15 protein-coding genes are annotated in these 19,281 nt (G+C 44.1%); 8 read left to right on the forward strand and 7 right to left on the reverse strand.

Annotation, left to right across the window (positions count from 1 at the left end):
* The first annotated feature begins 237 nt into the window (after nucleotides 1-237).
* The 5 genes from katG (at nucleotide 238) to ACQKC9_RS03770 (ending at nucleotide 7,949) form a co-directional block, all read left to right on the forward strand.
* Nucleotides 238-2,421 carry a catalase/peroxidase HPI gene (katG, locus tag ACQKC9_RS03750; RefSeq protein ID WP_427620931.1) on the forward strand — a complete coding sequence of 728 codons (2,184 nt, stop codon included), beginning with the start codon at nucleotides 238-240 and terminating at the stop codon, nucleotides 2,419-2,421.
* Nucleotides 2,422-2,769: 348 nt separating this feature from the next.
* Nucleotides 2,770-3,699 (forward strand): LysR substrate-binding domain-containing protein, encoded by a 930-nt coding sequence (locus ACQKC9_RS03755; RefSeq protein WP_057759664.1) that lies wholly within the window; start codon nucleotides 2,770-2,772, stop codon nucleotides 3,697-3,699.
* A 204-nt stretch (nucleotides 3,700-3,903) separates the two neighbouring features.
* Nucleotides 3,904-6,387, forward strand: a complete 2,484-nt coding sequence (locus tag ACQKC9_RS03760; protein ID WP_427620555.1) for a membrane-bound PQQ-dependent dehydrogenase, glucose/quinate/shikimate family — start codon at nucleotides 3,904-3,906, stop codon at nucleotides 6,385-6,387.
* A gap of 347 nt (nucleotides 6,388-6,734) precedes the next feature.
* Nucleotides 6,735-7,736 carry an LLM class flavin-dependent oxidoreductase gene (locus ACQKC9_RS03765; protein WP_427620556.1) on the forward strand — a complete coding sequence of 334 codons (1,002 nt, stop codon included), beginning with the start codon at nucleotides 6,735-6,737 and terminating at the stop codon, nucleotides 7,734-7,736.
* A gap of 48 nt (nucleotides 7,737-7,784) precedes the next feature.
* Complete coding sequence (locus ACQKC9_RS03770) at nucleotides 7,785-7,949, forward strand: hypothetical protein (RefSeq protein WP_427620557.1); 165 nt, start codon at nucleotides 7,785-7,787, stop codon at nucleotides 7,947-7,949.
* Nucleotides 7,950-8,059: 110 nt separating this feature from the next.
* Here ACQKC9_RS03770 and ACQKC9_RS03775 read toward each other — a convergent pair whose 3' ends face one another.
* The 5 genes from ACQKC9_RS03775 to ispF form a co-directional block, all read right to left on the reverse strand.
* Nucleotides 8,060-9,019 carry an AEC family transporter gene (locus tag ACQKC9_RS03775; RefSeq protein WP_114701038.1) on the reverse strand — a complete coding sequence of 320 codons (960 nt, stop codon included), beginning with the start codon at nucleotides 9,017-9,019 and terminating at the stop codon, nucleotides 8,060-8,062.
* A gap of 239 nt (nucleotides 9,020-9,258) precedes the next feature.
* Nucleotides 9,259-11,154 (reverse strand): tRNA uridine-5-carboxymethylaminomethyl(34) synthesis enzyme MnmG, encoded by a 1,896-nt coding sequence (mnmG, locus tag ACQKC9_RS03780; protein ID WP_427620558.1) that lies wholly within the window; start codon nucleotides 11,152-11,154, stop codon nucleotides 9,259-9,261.
* Nucleotides 11,155-11,754: 600 nt separating this feature from the next.
* Nucleotides 11,755-12,303, reverse strand: coding sequence for a hypothetical protein (locus ACQKC9_RS03785; protein ID WP_427620559.1), 549 nt, complete (start codon nucleotides 12,301-12,303; stop codon nucleotides 11,755-11,757).
* Nucleotides 12,304-12,569: 266 nt separating this feature from the next.
* Nucleotides 12,570-12,920, reverse strand: coding sequence for a Grx4 family monothiol glutaredoxin (gene grxD / locus ACQKC9_RS03790; RefSeq protein WP_057759647.1), 351 nt, complete (start codon nucleotides 12,918-12,920; stop codon nucleotides 12,570-12,572).
* 116 nt (nucleotides 12,921-13,036) lie between these two features.
* Complete coding sequence (ispF, locus tag ACQKC9_RS03795; protein ID WP_179797303.1) at nucleotides 13,037-13,540, reverse strand: 2-C-methyl-D-erythritol 2,4-cyclodiphosphate synthase; 504 nt, start codon at nucleotides 13,538-13,540, stop codon at nucleotides 13,037-13,039.
* Between the two features lie 260 nt (nucleotides 13,541-13,800).
* Here ispF and mnmA point away from each other — a divergent pair, with 260 nt between their 5' ends.
* Nucleotides 13,801-15,027: a tRNA 2-thiouridine(34) synthase MnmA gene (gene mnmA, locus ACQKC9_RS03800; protein WP_427620560.1), complete on the forward strand. Its 1,227-nt coding sequence runs from the start codon at nucleotides 13,801-13,803 to the stop codon at nucleotides 15,025-15,027.
* A gap of 252 nt (nucleotides 15,028-15,279) precedes the next feature.
* Nucleotides 15,280-16,671: an adenylosuccinate lyase gene (purB, locus tag ACQKC9_RS03805; protein WP_427620561.1), complete on the forward strand. Its 1,392-nt coding sequence runs from the start codon at nucleotides 15,280-15,282 to the stop codon at nucleotides 16,669-16,671.
* A gap of 182 nt (nucleotides 16,672-16,853) precedes the next feature.
* Here the strand turns inward: purB and ACQKC9_RS03810 are convergent, their stop codons facing one another.
* The gene (locus ACQKC9_RS03810) at nucleotides 16,854-17,039 is read right to left on the reverse strand and encodes an NF038104 family lipoprotein (RefSeq protein WP_057759633.1); all 186 of its coding nucleotides are present in this window, start codon (nucleotides 17,037-17,039) and stop codon (nucleotides 16,854-16,856) included.
* A 190-nt stretch (nucleotides 17,040-17,229) separates the two neighbouring features.
* On the opposite strand from ACQKC9_RS03810, the gene ACQKC9_RS03815 reads away from it, so the two are divergent.
* The gene (locus ACQKC9_RS03815; RefSeq protein WP_427620562.1) at nucleotides 17,230-18,402 is read left to right on the forward strand and encodes a JmjC domain-containing protein; all 1,173 of its coding nucleotides are present in this window, start codon (nucleotides 17,230-17,232) and stop codon (nucleotides 18,400-18,402) included.
* A gap of 186 nt (nucleotides 18,403-18,588) precedes the next feature.
* On the opposite strand, the gene ACQKC9_RS03820 is transcribed toward ACQKC9_RS03815, so the two are convergent.
* Nucleotides 18,589-19,281 carry a 1-pyrroline-5-carboxylate dehydrogenase gene (locus tag ACQKC9_RS03820; RefSeq protein WP_101204808.1) on the reverse strand — a complete coding sequence of 231 codons (693 nt, stop codon included), beginning with the start codon at nucleotides 19,279-19,281 and terminating at the stop codon, nucleotides 18,589-18,591.

Below are 19,281 nucleotides of genomic sequence, written 5' to 3' on the forward strand. Positions count from 1 at the left end.
ACCGAGATTCACGGTTTGTTCTTTCGATTATCATAGCCTAGGAGTTATACCATGTCCGACTCAACCAATAACACCACTGACAAAAACACTGTCCCAGATGCTGCTCGTTGTCCTGTAGATCACGAAAGCAACAATAATAATGCGCCTACTAACACAACCTATGATCAGGGTGATGGTCAAGGTCCAACGATCCATAGCGAAAACGTTGATAACTCGCACGAGCCTCAGCGTCCTAGCATGGGCGGCTGTCCTGTTATGCATCAAGCGCATACTACCACTGCATCTGCTGCGACAGATTGGTGGCCAAATGCTCTAAACTTAGACATATTGCATCAGCAAGACAAAAAGACTGACCCTATGGGTGAAGACTTTGACTATGCTGAAGCTTTTAAACAGCTAGATCTAGAAGCGGTCAAAACTGATCTAAAAAACCTAATGACTGAGTCGCAAGAATGGTGGCCAGCGGATTGGGGGCACTATGGCGGTTTGATGATTCGTATGGCTTGGCATTCAGCTGGTACGTACCGCGGTGCTGATGGTCGCGGCGGCTCTAATACTGGTAACCAACGCTTTGCACCATTGAACAGCTGGCCTGACAACGTCAATCTTGACAAAGCCCGTCGTCTATTATGGCCAATCAAGAAAAAATACGGCAATAAATTGTCATGGGCCGATTTGATGATTTTGGCAGGTAATATGGCTTATGAATCTATGGGCTTTAAAACTCTAGGATTTGCTGGTGGCCGTGCTGATATCTGGCATCCAGAAAAAGACATCTACTGGGGTTCTGAGCGCGAATGGTTAGCCGCTACCAAAAACCGTTATGACAGCGACGAAGACCGTGCATCATTAGAAAACCCACTAGCAGCAGTACAAATGGGCTTGATTTATGTCAACCCTGAAGGTGTCGATGGTAACCCTGACCCACTAAAAACTGCTCAAGATATGCGTACTACCTTTGCTCGTATGTCAATGAACGATGAAGAGACGGTCGCTCTAACCGCTGGTGGACACACCGTTGGTAAATGTCACGGTAATGGTGATGCGACGATACTAGAAGACGAGCCAGAAGCCGCTGATATCAAAGAGCAAGGTCTAGGCTGGCGCAATCCTAAAGGTCGTGGTAATGCAGGTGATACTGTTTCAAGTGGTATCGAAGGCGCATGGACCACCAATCCGACCCAGTGGGATCATGGTTACTTTGAGCTACTATTGAACCATGAATGGGCACTAACCAAAAGTCCAGCGGGTGCATGGCAGTGGGAACCAACTGACATCAAAGAAGAAGATCGTCCGTTAGATGCTCATGATCCAAGTGTACGTCGTAACCCAATCATGACTGATGCAGATATGGCATTGAGCAAAGATCCTATCTATCGTGAGATTTCAGAGAAGTTCCATGACAACCCAGAGTACTTTGATGAAGTGTTTGCTAGAGCGTGGTTCAAACTGACTCACCGCGATTTGGGACCAAAATCTCGTTACTTAGGTGCCGATGTACCGAGCGAAGATTTTGTATGGCAAGACCCTATTCCTACAGGTAATGCGGACTTGACTGCTGATGATATTGCAACGCTAAAATCGCAAATATTAGACAGTGACCTTAGTCGTCGTGAGTTAATCATCACAGCATGGGACAGCGCTCGTACCTTCCGCGCTTCGGACTATCGCGGCGGTGCAAATGGTGCACGCATCCGTTTAGCCCCACAAAAAGACTGGGCAGGCAATGAGCCAGAACAGCTACAACGTGTACTTGAGACATTGACCAGCATTCAGTCTGGCTTTGATAAAGACGTTAGCTTAGCAGACCTTATTATATTGGCTGGTAACGCTGCGATTGAACAAGCAGCAAACGATGCAGGTGTAGGTATTACTGTACCGTTCAATCCAGGTCGCGGCGATGCTGACGCTGAAATGACTGACGCCGAATCTTTCGCTGATTTAGAGCCGCTACATGATGGCTATCGTAACTGGATTCAGGGCGACTACGCGGTATCACCAGAAGAGATGCTACTTGATCGCACACAATTAATGGGATTGACAGCGCCTGAGATGGTCGTATTGCTTGGTGGTATGCGAGTCCTTGATACCAACCACGGTCAGAGCCAACATGGCGTCTTTACTGAACGTGCTGGCGTGCTTACCAACGACTTCTTTGTCAATTTAACAGACATGAATTACACATGGCACCCTGTAAAAGCAGCCGACAATACTGCTAATAGTTACGAAGTACGTGAGCGTGGTACAGGAAACGTCAAATGGCAAGCAAGCCGTGTAGACTTGGTATTTGGCTCTAACTCTATATTACGTGCTTATGCTGAGCTATACGCGCAAGATGATAACTTAGAGAAATTCGTTCGTGACTTCGTCCGCGCTTGGAACAAGGTTATGAATGCAGATCGCTTTGATATTGCAAAATAAACCAAGTTTGAAGTTGGTTAATATCGACTAATTACCAGTAATAAATAACTTTATAACTAACGAACAGCTATCTTTTAGAAGGTAGCTGTTTTTTTTATGCTCAATAGTGACTGTTCTTTATAAGTTGTTAAGTCAAATGGTTTCACTGACTAAGTAGCATTTATTGAACGAATAATTTTTTAGCATTGCAAAATACAAATTCTATATTCATAATTATCATAAATTGATAGCTATTTATTATATACAAGAATAATAGCTTTGTTTTACACTACTTTATTACTGTATGTTCAGACATTTTTACTTTCATATACAGACGAGGTTTGTATATTTATACAATAGGATTAAGTTATGGCAATCGACGTAGTGGTCAACCAACGGCATTTGCAGATTCAGCTCAAACAGCTAGAAACAGTATGGCATACGGTGATTAACGGTTATAACTTAAGCCAAGCGGCGACCGTGCTACATACCAGTCAATCAAGCTTATCAAAGCATATTGCTGCACTAGAAAACCAGTTAAAGACGGAAGTGTTTGTGCGCCAAGGCAAACGTCTGACAGGACTGACCACTATGGGCACAGCGCTTATGCCGCATATCGAGTCTATCTTTGCTGAAATCCGTACCATTGAAAACCTCAGTTTAGACTTTAATAATCCTAATATCGGTACGTTGACGATTGCCACTACTCACACACAAGCGCGTTATGTACTGCCGCAAGTGGTTAAAGAGTTCAAAGATCGTTTCCCTAAAGTAAATTTGATTTTACAACAGGCAGATCCTGAGACCATCGCTCAAATGGTCATCCGTGGTCAAGCCGATATTGGTATCGCCACTGAGTCCTTGTTACATAATAATTATCTTAGATGCTACCGTTACTATGACTGGACGCATCGCGTTATCGTACCGAGTGATCACGAACTGGCTAGCCAAGAGTCTATTGACCTGCCCACACTTGCCAGCTATCCGATTGTTACTTATCACGGTGGTTTTACAGGACGCGGTGCGATTGACAAGACGTTCGACGAAGCAGGATTAGAGCCAGATATCGTACTAGCGGCGCTCGATGCCGATGTGATTAGCACCTATGTCGGTCTGGGCTTAGGTATTGGTATCATCGCAGAAATGGCATTTGAGCCAAGTCATTATCAAAACCTGACGGCCATACCCGTCGATCATTTTGGCCGCTTTACCAGTTGGATGGCGGTACGTGATGATGCAGAAATCCGCCAATATGGTCGTGCGTTCATGGAGCTATGCCAAAAGCAATTTGCAAATTAATGAGCATTTGTTAAATAAAGTATCTCAGACTTGCTCACCCTTACTAGACTGAGCTGTGGATGATAAAATAGGTTCTAGAACGTTATTCAATGTTTCTTTTATATATTATTCACACTTGTATTGATATTTGGTCGAATGAAATTGACTATCGACTAAATATCAATACATATTAACTTGCTCTTTTGTAAACAGGTGATACCGCTCATGGAAAAATTCGTAGCGATCATTATGGCAATTTTTGCCGCCCCTCTACTCATTGGCGGCGCTTATTTATTGTCCTTAGGCGGTAGTCCTTACTACCTTATTGCTGGCGTTATCATACTAACGACAGCTTTTTTATTGTTCAAAAAACACTGGAGTGCTTACGGGTTATATGCGCTATTCATCGTAGCGACCATGGCTTGGGCACTTTGGGAATCTGGGTTCTATTGGTGGGCGCTAGCACCTCGAGTTGGCTTCCCGCTCATCTTCGGTTTGCTCATGCTACTGCCATGGGTATCCAACAAAATGCGTGGGCCTAAAACTCAAGTAGCCGCAAACGCTGCAGCTAATACATCAACCACAAACACTGTTAAGAAAAGCCCTCTATATTATTGGGGTCTGCTCGTAAGCGTAATCGTAGGTGCACTGCTCTCTTTTGGTAGTTTAGCCAACAATGCCACTGACAAACTCGGTGAGCTAGACTTGACTGCTGCAAATGATGACGAGCAAAACGTCAGCTCAGATGAGACCTCAGCCAACCTTGGTGATCCGTTATCAAACGGTCAGCAAACGCCAGATGGCGAATGGAGCGCGTATGGTCGTACTGATTATGGTCAGCGCTACTCTCCTCTAGATAAAATCAATACCGATAACGTCAAAGATTTAGAATTGGCTTGGCAAATCCAAACAGGTGATGTCAAAGGTCCTAACGATGTCGGCGAGACCACTTATCAGGCAACACCATTAAAAATCGGCAATGGCTTATACCTATGTACCCCTCATAACTGGGTAATGGCACTAGACGCTGACTCTGGTGAGTCACTATGGACATTTGATCCAAAAGTAGAGAAAAACCTACAACGCCAGCATCAAACTTGCCGTGGTGTGTCTTATTATGCTGGTCAAGCGACCAGTCCTGTGCAAGTACAAAAAATTGCTGGCAATACCTTTGAAAACGCATCTAAGCAATGCGATGCCAAGATATTTATTCCAACTTCTGATGCGAAACTATATGCACTCGATCCAAGTACTGGGCAACGCTGCCAAGACTTTGGAGATGATGGTGCATTAGACTTGATGCATAACATGCCGTTCAATCAAGCAGGTTACTATTACTCGACGTCACCACCAGTTATCGCGGGTGATACCATCATCGTAGCTGGTGCTGTCAATGATAACTATGACGTCAACTCGCCTTCTGGTGTGATCCGTGCGTATGATGTCAATACTGGTGAGCTTCTTTGGAACTGGGACTCAGGCGATCCTGATAATACAGCGCCTTTCGATGTCAATGATCCAACCCAAACTTACAAGACCAGCTCACCAAATTCATGGTCAGTCGCTACTGCCGATGAAGAGCTTGGATTGGCATACTTCCCTATGGGTAACCGTACGCCAGATCAGCTAGGCAGTTATCGAAATGCCGCTGAAGAAAAGTATGCAACATCTGTTGTCGCCCTAGATATCGAGACGGGTGAAGCACGCTGGGTTCAGCAGTTTGTGCATCATGACCTTTGGGACATGGATACACCTGCTCAGCCGACCTTACTTGATCTAGATACGGCTGACGGCGTACAGCCTGCGCTGGTTGTACCAACCAAACAAGGCGATGTATACGTCTTGAACCGCGCAACGGGTGAGCCTATTGTACCTATCAAGGAGCGTCCTGCACCGCAAGGCTATCTCATAGCGGGAGAGCACGCAGCGCCAACTCAGCCTTATTCTGGCTTGAGCTTTGAGCCTGAACCACTGACTGAAAAAGACATGTGGGGTGCCAGTCTCGTTGATCAAATGATGTGCCGTATTGAGTTCAATCAGCTCAACTATGATGGTCGCTATACCCCACCATCAACCAATGGTAGCTTGGTCTATCCTGGTAACTTTGGTACCTTTAACTGGGGCGGTATCGCTGTCGATCCTGAGAATGGCGTGATGTTCGGTATGCCGACTTACTTGGCATTTACCTCAAAACTCATTCCTAGAGATACGTTGGGCGATGCAGAGACCAATAAAGGCGAGCAAGGCATCAATGCCAATGAAGGTGCAGATTACGCAGTAGAATTGGGCCCCTTCTTGTCACCATTAGGCGTACCTTGTCAGCAGCCACCATGGGGCACGATCGCTGGTGCTGACTTAGCCACAGGTGATATCGCTTATCAACGTAAAAATGGTACGGTACAAGACTTGTCTCCTATTCCTATCAAACTGGAACTGGGCGTACCTGGTATCGGTGGACCTATCATCACCAAAGGTGGCGTAGCGTTCTTGTCAGCGGCGACAGAAAACAACTTCCGAGCTTATGACTTGAAAAATGGCGACGTACTATGGAATGTTCGTATTCCAGCAGGTGGTCAAGCCACGCCAATGACTTACTTGAACTCTAAAGGTGAGCAAATGGTCGTATTGGTCGCAGGTGGTCATGGTTCAGTTGGCACAACCATTGGTGATTATGTCTTAGCTTACAAGCTTGGTGACCAAGATAAATAATGCTGAATTTGGTTCTTAAGATAGTGATTATTTAATTTATCATTATCTTATAATCGACCAATTAGAGAAGCAGGTAACCTAGGTTGCCTGCTTTTTTTAATGCCATCTTTTTTTAATGCCATAGTGTAATGCTGCTAAATCCTTTTATGACCTTACTTACGGTTTATTTATCGCTTATTTTGACCAATGACAACCTTTATAAATACACCTTAATAATTATTAAGTCAGCTTAAAAACAGAGTTAGCTGACTTTGTTATGATTCATTAACAGTGACTAGCGGCACTTGAAACCACCACTACCTATAAGCATATCAGTAGAAAATAATTTACACACTACTGGAACATTTATGAGTAATAAAATCCCTTTATCTTTTTTAGATCTCGCACCTGTACCTCAAGGCAAAACCATCGCTGAAGGCATCGCCCAAACGGTGGAAACCGCACAGCAAGCAGAAAAATCAGGTTTAAACCGCTACTGGATGGCAGAGCATCATAATATGCCGGGCATCGCTAGCGCAGCCACTTCAGTACTACTATCGCATATTGGTAGTCAAACCGACCGTATCCGTATCGGTGCTGGCGGCGTCATGCTACCGAACCATGCTCCTCTCGTGATTGCTGAGCAGTTTGGTACTTTGCAGGCATTATATGGTGACCGTGTGGACCTAGGCCTAGGCCGTGCGCCTGGTACTGATGGTGCGACGTTTCAGGCACTTCGTCGACAAATGAAAGATGCAGAACGCTTTCCACAAGATGTGCAAGAGCTGATGTATTTCTTAGGTAATGATACAGATGGCAGTCCTGTACAGGCATTCCCTGGCGCAAAATCAGGCATACCGATTTGGATATTAGGCTCTTCTCTATTTGGTGCGACCTTGGCTGCACATTTAGGACTGCCTTATGTGTTTGCCTCTCACTTTGCCCCGCAAATGCTTGGGCAAGCAATTGAGGCTTATCGTGAACAGTTTAAACCGTCTGTCTATCTAGATAAGCCTTATGTGATGTTGGCCGCAAACTTGTTACTGGCTGATGATGATGCGACCGCGCAGTATCACTTTACCTCAGCACAGCAGAGCTTTGTACGTCTGCGTCGTGGTGAAACAGGTCAAATGCCTAAGCCTACCCACGATATGGACAGTATTTGGAGTCAAGCAGAGAAAATGATGGTAGACAATGCATTATCAGTATCATTCATTGGCTCTGTCGACACGGTCAAACCAAGACTCGCTGCGTTTTTGGCAACTTATCAGCCAGATGAGCTGATTGTGACGGCCAATATTTATGACCAAGCTGCCCGTATCCGTTCACTTGAACTTACATCGGAGCTAAACTTATTTACTTTACAATGAAATGAGACACTTGCATAATTATTGATGAACCTTAACTGGATTTTTGACATGGAAGCAACTCCCATTATCGGTGCATCGCTCATGATTGGCTCATCAATATTTATGTATATCGTGGCGCTCCTTGCAGTACTGGCTATCGGTGGTTATTTGACCTACCGTACTAACCCAAAGCGCAAGCAGCGCCGTGAAGACAAGCGTAATAGCGAACGCTAGATTGATACCAAAAGCCCTCTTTTCTTATTTGAAAAGAGGGCTTTTTTAATGCTGTCAAAATTAGATAAAGCGAAAGTACTTACTTATTTAAAAATAGTACAAAATCTGCATTACATCAACCCAAGCGCACGTAACGTCGCTGCCCCAATCGCCATACCAAACATGCCGACAACAGTGGTAAATGCCAAAATATTAGCCGCCAATACATCATTGCCACCCATCGCTTTTGCCATGACATAGCTGGCTGCAGCTGTTGGTGATGCGACCATCAAAAACAACACCCCCATATGCACGCCTGACAACCCGAACCCAAGTCCAACAGCAATAGCAATCAATGGTGCAATGACAATTCGACCAATGCTTGCTTGCATGGATAAGCCCGAAGGATGCAACATAGACTTTAGGTTAATACTAGCACCCGCACAGATCAGTGCTAACGGCAGAGCCACCGCTGCTAATAAGTCGCCAGTGGTATGAATCACACCAGTGAGTGGCGGTAATGGTAGTGCCTTATAGACGAACGCCCCAACCAGTGCCAAAATCAAAGGGTTTGTTAGTAACTTTTTCACAATCATCGTACCGCGACTAACCCATGTGTCATCCACGCTTTTGGATACGCGGCTCAAGGTAATGACTGCCAAGATATTAAACAGTATCGTTACCACGCCCATATAGACAGCACCGATACTTAATCCTTGTGCGCCGTAAGCGTTGGCTACGGTTGCAAGGCCAATGATAGCCATGTTGCTACGGAATACGCCTTGTACAAACACGCCTTGGTCTTCAGGACGCTTGACGAAGCGTTTGGCGTAAAACTCTGCGCCAATAAATAATATAAACGTCACCAAGATACCAACAAGGATAAGCGTAATTTGCTTACCATAATCGACGTCGCTATCAACCACGCTAAAAAACAATAAGCACGGCAAGCAATAATTAAAGACAAAACTTGATGCCTGATCGATAAAAGTTTGGCTTGCTTCACCACGTCGTTGCATAAAAAAACCCAACCACATTAAGGCAAGGTTGGGTAAGACAATAGTAATAGCAAAAACAATAGCATCAATCATAAGTAGACTCAGTTCGGTGACAAGCCCATCAATATATGGACCTCAGCGAGACAAATTAACAAGTAATAAGAAAATTTACTGACCTAGTATAGAGACAAAGTAGTAAGTAGGACAAGGTTACATGTGACTTTCTTTTAAAACTAACGGTTTTTTTGACAAACAAAAGCCCGTAACAAAATGTCGTTACGGGCTTTTTATACTATAAGTGCTTTACTATAAAAAGCTTTATTACATAGCTATTATGAGTCCAGTGCAGCTTTTGCTTTTTTATGCTTTTTAACCGTCATTGCCAACAATTGAATAGCAGCAGGGGTTACACCGCTTACGCGTCCAGCTTGGGCTAGCGTCGCAGGACGAACTTGCGTAAGTTTCTGTACTATCTCGTTCGATAGACCTGACACGATACTATAATCAAAGTCTAACGGTAGCGCCGTGTTTTCTAAACGCTTCATTTGATCGATATCTTCTTGTTGACGATCGATATAGCCAGCATATTTGACAGAAATCTCTATCTGCTCGCCCACTTGTGCATCAACGGTTGAGTCAGTGATAGCTGCGATATCAGCAAAATGTATTTGCGGACGCTTTAGCAAATCAAAGGCAGTAGACTCTTTAGACAACACTTCACCTGTTTGCTCGGTCACTCGCTTACCTAAAGCATTAGCAGGCGTGGCCCACATATCTTTTAGACGTGAGGTTTCTGTGGCGATGGCTTCCATTTTTTCTTGATAGGCCTGCCAGCGTACATCGTCTACTAGACCTAGCTTGCGACCAGTCTCAGTCAAACGCTGATCTGCATTGTCTTCACGTAAGAGCAAGCGATATTCTGCACGGCTCGTAAACATACGATAAGGCTCGGTAGTACCGTGGGTAATCAAGTCATCGACAAGCACACCAAGATACGCTTCATCGCGGCGCGGTGTCCACACGTCAAATTCACTATTATTAGTGGTCACGAGTGCCGCGTTTGTACCTGCCAATAAACCCTGCACGCCCGCTTCTTCATAGCCCGTCGTACCATTGATCTGACCAGCAAAATACAGACGATCGATAGACTTGGTTTCTAGCGTTGGCTTTAGGTTTTGTGGATCAAAATAATCATACTCAATCGCGTAACCTGGACGAGTAATATGGGCGTTTTCTAAGCCTTTCATACTATGAATGAAGTCTAACTGCACATCAAATGGCAAGCTCGTTGAGATACCGTTCGGATACAGCTCATGCGTGGTCAGACCTTCTGGCTCAATGAAAATCTGATGGCTGTCTTTATCCGCAAAGCGATGAATCTTATCTTCGATAGATGGGCAATAACGCGGGCCTACGCCTTCGATTTTGCCAGAGAACATCGGTGAGCGGTCAAGGTTTTCACGAATGATGTCATGAGTACGCGCATTGGTATGCGTGATATAACAATTGACCTGCTCAGGATGCATAGAAACATCACCCATATAGCTCATCACTGGCAATGGCGTGTCACCCGGCTGTACCGTCATTACACTGAAATCAACACTACGCGCATCGATACGAGCTGGCGTACCCGTTTTTAGACGACCAACTGGCAGCTTAAGCTCACGTAAACGATCTGCCAATTTGATAGAAGGCTGATCCCCTGCGCGGCCACCCTTTGAGTTCTCCAAACCGATATGGATAACGCCGCCTAAGAAAGTCCCTGAGGTCAATACGACTGTTTCGGTCTTAAAGATAATACCTGTAGAAGTCACGACTGCCGTCGCACGGCCGTTTTCGACCAAGATATCATCAGCAGCTTGTTGAAATATATCCAGATTTGGCTGATTTTCTAACGTATGACGGATAGCCGCTTTATACAAAATGCGGTCTGCTTGCGCACGCGTGGCACGAACGGCAGCCCCTTTACGGCTGTTTAGCACGCGAAACTGGATACCCGCTTTGTCCGTTGCCAGCGCCATTGCACCGCCTAGCGCATCAATCTCACGTACTAGATGCGATTTACCGATACCACCAATCGCAGGGTTACAACTCATCTGCCCGAGCGTCTCAATATTATGCGTCAACAATAAGGTCTGTGCGCCCATACGTGCAGCCGCCAAAGCAGCTTCTGTACCAGCATGACCACCGCCGATCACTATCACGTCGTAATGTTTTGGGTATTGCATGTGTGCCTCACTTGACTCATAACGCTGCTGATTACCATATCCTATGTTCAAATAAGAAAACAGTCAGCAAATAAACGTCAGTCGAATTTATAAGAAGATAACGACTTAGATAAGTCGTTCATAATTGGTTAGGGCGTGTTCTCATTTTGAAAATGGTGATAAAAATGAGGTAAATTGCAGTCAAACAAGGAAAGTAGCGCAGATAATATCAGGATATTAACCAGCTATTTGACATAGTTTGGCAATATTTAACCATTTTTAGCCCATTCAGATGCTTTTGTTCAGATTAAGGACATGCCCTGAATAACCCATAATTATAACAATTTTTTGATACTTAAAAAACGTTAGAACAAAAACTATTAAAATTAAGCGAAAAGTTCTCTACTCTAGTTACTGTCTTGCTAGTTGTTGCTTTACTAGGGCGTGTCTTCATTTCAAAAATGATGATAAAAATGAGATAAATTGCCGTCAAACAAGAAAAATAGCGCAGATAATATCGGGATATTAAACAGCTATTTGACAATGTTTGGCAAGATTTAGCCATTTTTAGCCCATTTAGATGACTATCGGATGAATTGAAGACACGCCTTAGTTACTATTTTAATCATTATTTTGGTTATTTTTGCCAGGGCTAAGCGGTACGATCTGATCTGATTGCCCACTAGACAGCATATGATGGCTACCATACCCTTCTGGATTGATCTGCAAATAGGCATTCATTTGACCAATGGCATCGCCGTCATCACTTGCTAAGATCTGCTCTTTGATAAGCTCAACTGGCGGTAACGGTAAGTTTTTGAGCAAGGCCAAGCGTTGATGGTTATCACCCTTGTTGACTACCAATTCGATAAGCTGACGAGCATCGATTGGCAAATCCGGTGTGTTTTGTGCCAGCAATGCCAAATGATAAGCACCTGCAGGGTCTTGGTCTACAACGATGCGCTGTTCGATAGCCACATATGTCGCTTCAGTTGCACCACCTGCCACACTAAGCTGATGAATACATTTCAGTGCTGAGTATGACTCATTATTAGCAATCTCAATAATGCGTGTCGATTCATTTTTTAAACGTTCACGGCGTTTTTCAATCGCCGCCTGCTCAGCCGCTTCTCTTTGCTCGTTTGACTGTTCGCTGGTTTGGTTATTCATAAAGCTCTCTTACTCACCTGTTAATTATTATTTATATCGCTGATATCTTGGACACTATATGGGGGTAAATCCTATAAAAACAACGAATCCTAATGATATAGGCGCGTGAAAATACTAATGGGAACAAGAATATATACGCTACTAACAACACTAATAGCGACAATAAAAAACCCAAATAGCCATTAAATGACTATTTGGGTTTGCTGTGCTTATATCTTACAAAGGCTAATTAGACATCAAAGACATCTAACCAACACTCTCAAGTATTAAGCAGCAGGGCTGTTTGCTTCAACCAATGGCTTTAGCTCGCCTGATTGATACATTTGCAAGATGATGTCTGATCCACCCATTAGCTCGCCATCAATCCATAACTGCGGGAACGTTGGCCAGTTCGCAATTTTTGGCAACGTTGCACGGATTTCTGGGTTTTCTAAAATATTTACAAACGCAAATGGACGACCAATCTGAGTCAACACTTCGATAGAGCGCGCTGAGAAGCCACACTGTGGAAATTGCGGTGTGCCTTTCATGTAGATAATAACTTTATTGTCACGGATTTGATCACGGATCAATTGTTCAACGTCGTTTGCAGCAGTGTTTGGGGTTTGCTCACTCATAAAAGCTCCTATTGATAAAGCGGTTCATTAAAATGATTATTTATATAAAATAATTGTGTAAAGATGTGGCTGATACATGGGGCGACTGCCGCTGTATTACAAGCACGAATTTCGATCTATGTAGGTTCGATAGCATTAGGGACTAATAATACCACGGCATTGGCCATGATGCCCTCTTGACGACCCGTAAATCCCAATTTTTCAGTCGTGGTAGCTTTTACACTGATATTACTAATATCCGTTTGCAGGTCACTAGCGATATTAGCGCGCATTGCTAGATTATGCGGCGCTAACTTTGGACGCTCACACATTACCGTAATATCAGCATTGCCTAGGCTATAACCAGCCTCTTGCACTTTACTATAAACATAACGCAGCAGTACTCGTGAATCCAATCCAGCATGTGCCGCATCGGTATCGGGAAAATGCTGCCCAATATCACCAAGCGCCAATGCACCAAGTAGTGCGTCAGCAAGTGCGTGCAAGACCACATCACCATCAGAGTGTGCGAGCAAACTGTGAGTATGCTCAATAGGCACGCCTGCTAGTATGACATATTGTTGCTGCTGACCATTATTATGAAAAGCATGAACGTCGATACCTTGACCAATTTTTATCATTATTATTCCAAGATGAGTTAAAGGTGATTAAAATAATTCAAAACCACTATCTGAATTTTCAAAGTGGTTTTACTAGTAGCCAGACACCATCGGTCGCCACCAGTTTCAATTAACTGGTATAATATGACGTTTATTTTATCATAATACCAGATCCAAAAGACAAGCTGACGTTGTTGTGCTGAGACTACCTATTGTAGTGATTGCATATCACTTGGCGTCGGCATGTACTTTGGATAACGTATAAATAGTTGAGCCGTTTTATGTCAGCCATACAAAATACCTCAAGCACAACCGTTTCTGAGTCTTTTAATGCTCATCACCCTTTAACACTTGCTGATGTCGAAAATCCTAGCACCAAGCATGTGATTGTCGGTATGTCAGGCGGGGTCGATTCTTCTGTATCAGCCGTATTACTTCAACAGGCAGGCTTCAAGGTTGAAGGCTTGTTTATGAAAAACTGGGAAGAAGATGACGGCACCGAATACTGTACGGCGATGGATGATCTAGCAGACGCGCAAGCCGTATGTGACAAAATCGGTATGAAGCTGCACACAGCCAACTTTGCTATGGAATACTGGGATCGCGTATTCGAGCACTTTTTGGCGGAATATAAAGCAGGACGCACCCCAAACCCAGATATCTTGTGCAATAAAGAAATTAAGTTTAAAGCGTTTTTGGACTATGCGTTGACCCTTGGGGCAGATTATATCGCTACAGGTCACTACACGCGCCGCAGTGTAAACTATACCAATGCCGAAGGTGAAGAGGTTGCGCAGCTCTTACGCGGTCTTGATAACAATAAAGACCAAAGCTATTTCTTGCATGCGGTTGGCGGTGACAAAATCGCCAAAACGCTATTCCCAGTTGGTGAGCTTGAAAAGCCAGTGGTACGTCAGATTGCTGAAGAGCATGACCTAGCGACGGCTAAGAAGAAAGACTCTACAGGCATTTGCTTTATTGGTGAGCGCCGCTTTAAAGACTTCTTACAGCAATATCTGCCTGCCCAAAAAGGCGAGATACTTACTGATGATAATAAAGTCATCGGTACTCATGATGGCCTCATGTATTACACATTGGGTCAACGCGGCGGCATCGGCATTGGCGGTGTTAAAGACCGTGTAGAGGCACCGTGGTTTGTATTGGCAAAAGACTTAGAGAAAAATCGTTTAATCGTCGGTCAAGGGCATGAACATCCCATGCTAATGAGCAACGAGCTAAAAGCCTATAAGCTCGATTGGATTGATGGTCTACCACCTGCGGATGTGTTTAGCGACGAAGGTCTAGCCTGTATGGAAAAGTCTCGCTATCGCCAGCCAGATCAAGCATGTCGCGTATTTGCGACCAATGCTGATGGCAGCGAAGTACGCGTGGTATTTGATGAGCCACAGCGCGCTGTCACCCCTGGTCAGTCAGCGGTATTTTATATTGATGAAGTATGTCTAGGCGGCGGCGTGATTGAATCTATCGATGCACCTTGCGGGTTTTAATTACTTCCTAAGACCCAACTTAAAGCATAGATGTTGACGCAGCGAATAACATAATTTTAACGAGCGTCAACATCGCTTTATTTGCATAGACGGCTTTTTTAATATCGTATTTCTGCTATATTACGCGCAACGATTTCGACATTGTTTTTATATAGTCATTTTTTCTTTTATGTAGTCACTTTTTCGTTTTTATATCGTTACTTTTATTTAGACTCTTGCAGTTTTTTATTTCATAACTACTGAGGCATAACCATGACCCCACTTACCGCTCTCTCTCCAATTGATGGTCGTTACGCATCAAAGGCTGACAGCTTACGCCCTTATTTATCTGAATTTGGTCTAATCAAAGCCCGCGTCACGGTAGAGATTCGCTGGTTGCAGTCATTAGCTGACAACAGTGCGATTGGTGAATTAGCAGCATTCGATGACCAGACCAATGCTTTTTTAAATGCGATCGTTGATGACTTTAGTGAAGCCGATGCTCAAGCGATCAAAGACATCGAAGCAACGACCAATCACGATGTAAAAGCGGTTGAGTACTTTATCAAAGACAAGTTCCGTGGTCAGGATGCCTTAATTGATTCGCTTGAGTTCATTCACTTTGCTTGTACCAGTGAAGATATCAATAACTTATCATACGCATTGATGCTAAAAGACAGCCGCGAGCTGGTTGTTGCCAAAATGCAGCAAGTGACTGACAGTATCGTTGACTTGGCGATCACTCATGCTGACCAACCGATGCTATCACGCACGCATGGTCAGACCGCTAGCCCAACGACATTGGGTAAAGAGATGGCAAACGTGGCCTACCGCCTAGCCCGTCAAATCAAGCAAGTCAATCAAGTAGAGCTGTTAGGTAAAATTAATGGCGCCGTTGGTAACTATAATGCGCATTTTTCAGCGTATCCTGACGTCGACTGGCAGAGCCATGCTGAAGCGTTTATCAATCAGCGTCTAGAGCTAACGTTTAACCCTTATACGACTCAAATTGAGCCACACGACTATATCGCTGAATTGTTTGATGCCGTTAAGCGCTTCAATACAATCTTGATCGATTTCAACCGTGATATTTGGCAATACATTAGCTTAGGCTATTTTAAACAGCGCCTAAAAGATGGTGAAGTTGGCTCTTCTACCATGCCGCATAAAGTTAATCCAATTGACTTTGAAAACTCTGAAGGTAACTTAGGCGTTGCCAATGCAATGCTAGCCCATTTGGGTGAGAAGCTGCCTATCTCACGTATGCAGCGTGACCTATCTGACTCAACAGTGTTGCGTAATATCGGTGTTGGCCTAGCCCAAAGCATGATTGCGTTTGACGCTTGCCTAAAAGGTGTTGGTAAACTTGAGCTAAATGCACAGCGTTTAAATGATGACTTGAATCAAGCGCAAGAAGTGTTGGCAGAACCGATTCAAACGGTCATGCGTCGCTACCGCGTTGAAAACCCGTACGAGAAGCTAAAAGCCTTGACTCGTGGTAATGCCATGACTCGTGAAGCCATGCTAACTTTCGTAGAAAGTGATGAGCTATCGGCAGTTAGTGATGCGGATAAAGAACGCTTGCGTGCATTGACGCCTGCTACTTATATCGGTAATGCCGCTGAGCAAGCACGCGCTATTAAAGAATGGATTGCCAAGCTTTAATAGTTAATAAGAGCATACTGATAATAAGATTAGACTAGAAAGGTAGGAGCGCCTAGTATTATTTACTCGCTCCTACTTGATAGTATTTTTATCTTATTCAGTTGTTATCTGAATAAATAATAACCTTACTTTGACCGCTATGATTGGTTTTGATTCAAAACCCATAGTTGATAAGTAAGGTTTTATTTTTTATCATCATCGTCATCACTGTCGCCCGGTATGATGGCTTTACCTACAGCAACGGTTCCTTTGACCACGCCTTTGGTAGTTTTATAAGCGATTTTTGCGGGTACTGTGACGATTTTATGGACACAGGCCTGTAGCAAAAACACGCTAGCGATGATGACAACAAAATGCAGCTTTTTCATAACGTTCCTACGATTGAGTGGATGCTCTGATGACAGCTATTATTTTGATAATCGTTATTGCTTATATGTACTATATAAACGTCACCAAAATAATAGACATCAAATAGATGACAATCTTAAACTATTAAAACCTTCCTATAAAGCATCCCTTATTATTAATCTTGTACACCGCCAAAATATGGATTTATCAATGACTTCTATTCCTCTTTGTTTACCCGACTCTATTACGCCTGAACAATTCTTATCTGAATACTGGCAAAAGAAGCCACTGCTTATTAAGCAAGGGTTGCCGCAGCTGATTGATATGTTTGAGCCAGATGACATGATTGGTCTTGCGCTTGAAGAAGATGCTAGTGCAAGACTGCTGACCCAAGCAGCCAGTAAAAAAGAAGGTCAGGCACAGTGGCAACTCAAAAAAAGCCCGTTGAATGAGACTGATTTTGAAAACCTACCAGAGCAATGGACCGTATTAGTACAAAATCTTGAGCAATGGTCACCAGAGCTTGGTCAATTGTGGCAAGCATTTGACTTTATTCCGCAATGGCAGCGCGACGATATCATGGTTTCTTACGCGCCAGCAGGTGGGTCGGTCGGTAAGCATTATGACGACTACGATGTATTTTTGGCACAAGGCTATGGCTCTAGACGTTGGCAGTTGGGCAAATTCTGTGATGACCAGACAGAGTTTGTTGCTGATGAGCCGCTTCGTTTATTTGACGATATGGGCGAGCTTATTTTTGATGAGATACTAGAAGCGGGTGATGTCCTTTATGTACCGCCTAAATTATCACATTTCGGTGTGGCACAAGACGACTGTCTGACTTTCTCGTTTGGTTGCCGCCGTCCAAACCTGATACAAATCATCGATAGCGTGGCCGATATCGCAACCAACGACAGCAAGTTATTTATCCCGATGCTACTACCGCAAGCACTACAAGCGTCAGGTAAATTGCAATCAGATAGCATTGCCGCTATCAAGGCGCAATTGCTAGAGATGCTACAATCTGATCGCGGTGATGATATGATTCGCCAAGCAGTCTCTGAAGTGGTTAGTAAGCGCCAATATGATGCGCTGATGCCAGAAGAAACGTTAGATACCGATGAGCTAATACAAGCCCTATCAGAAGGAGCTACATTGCAGGCGGACTATAGCAACCGCCTACTCTATAGCCAGACCACTGATGGCACCGTGCTGTATGCCAACGGTCAACGTATCGATGGACTTGATGAAGCTGCGATAGCAGTACTAGTACGCTTGGCCAATGGTGAAGCGTTACAGCATAGCGACGTCGCAGATGTTGATGCAGATGATTTAAGCGAATGGCTAGAGAACGGCTGGGTATGGGTTGATATTGCTGAATAACATCCTATCATTAGGCTTCAGTTAGGTAGTATAAACAAAAAAACCGCTATCTGATAATTACTCAAATAGCGGTTTTCTCTTATACATCCAATCACTAGTTTGGCATTTATAGCGCTACCAAACACCGCTTAGCTTTTATAAAAGTTGATATAAAAGCTAAGCGGATTCGTAATTAATGCAGTGATTCTACTCTGTACCAAGCTCAAGCAAGCTCGCGTTACCACCGATTGCTGTGGTATTGATAGTCTTGACGCGCTCAGTGACAAAGCGATGCAGATAGTCAGGCGTTAGCATTTCTGATAAGCCTTCCATATCAGTGACACTGATAACCTGTGTCAAAATACCGTCAGTATTGGCAAGCTCTTGACTGATGGCTTGCACTTCGCTGCGGCTACCAGAGACAGCCACTTGTGCTAGACGATCAATATATAAAAGCGTGACTGTTTGCGAATCGTTAGCTACACTCAATACATCTTCGCTGATACCTGTGTCGTGCAGTATCTTAGCAGCTTCATTACACATCTCATCTTGGCTTGGGCAATGCAATATAACTTCATTACCTGTTAGGAGTGCCGCGATAAGCTGACCTAATACTGCCATGGCTCTAGCAGTTTCGCCGCCGATGACCATCGTCTTACCACGGCCAGTCACATACAAGTCATTGGACTCGCCTGTTGCCCCTGTCATACGATGCATCTCATCCAAGCTAGGCGCAGCGCTCAACAAATGGTTGAATAAACGCTTTGCTTTATTGGCATCACCAGTGAGCAATGCCAGTTTTGGAATGGCTGCTTGTAGATACGTTGCGCGATTGACTGCGCCGAGTAATCGCCAAGATTCACAAACCTGGGCATGATTTTTTTTGAATTCAGTCGCCAT

Origin of the sequence: Psychrobacter sp. NPDC078409, from assembly GCF_050268505.1 — a bacterium.
Lineage (GTDB): Bacteria > Pseudomonadota > Gammaproteobacteria > Pseudomonadales > Moraxellaceae > Psychrobacter.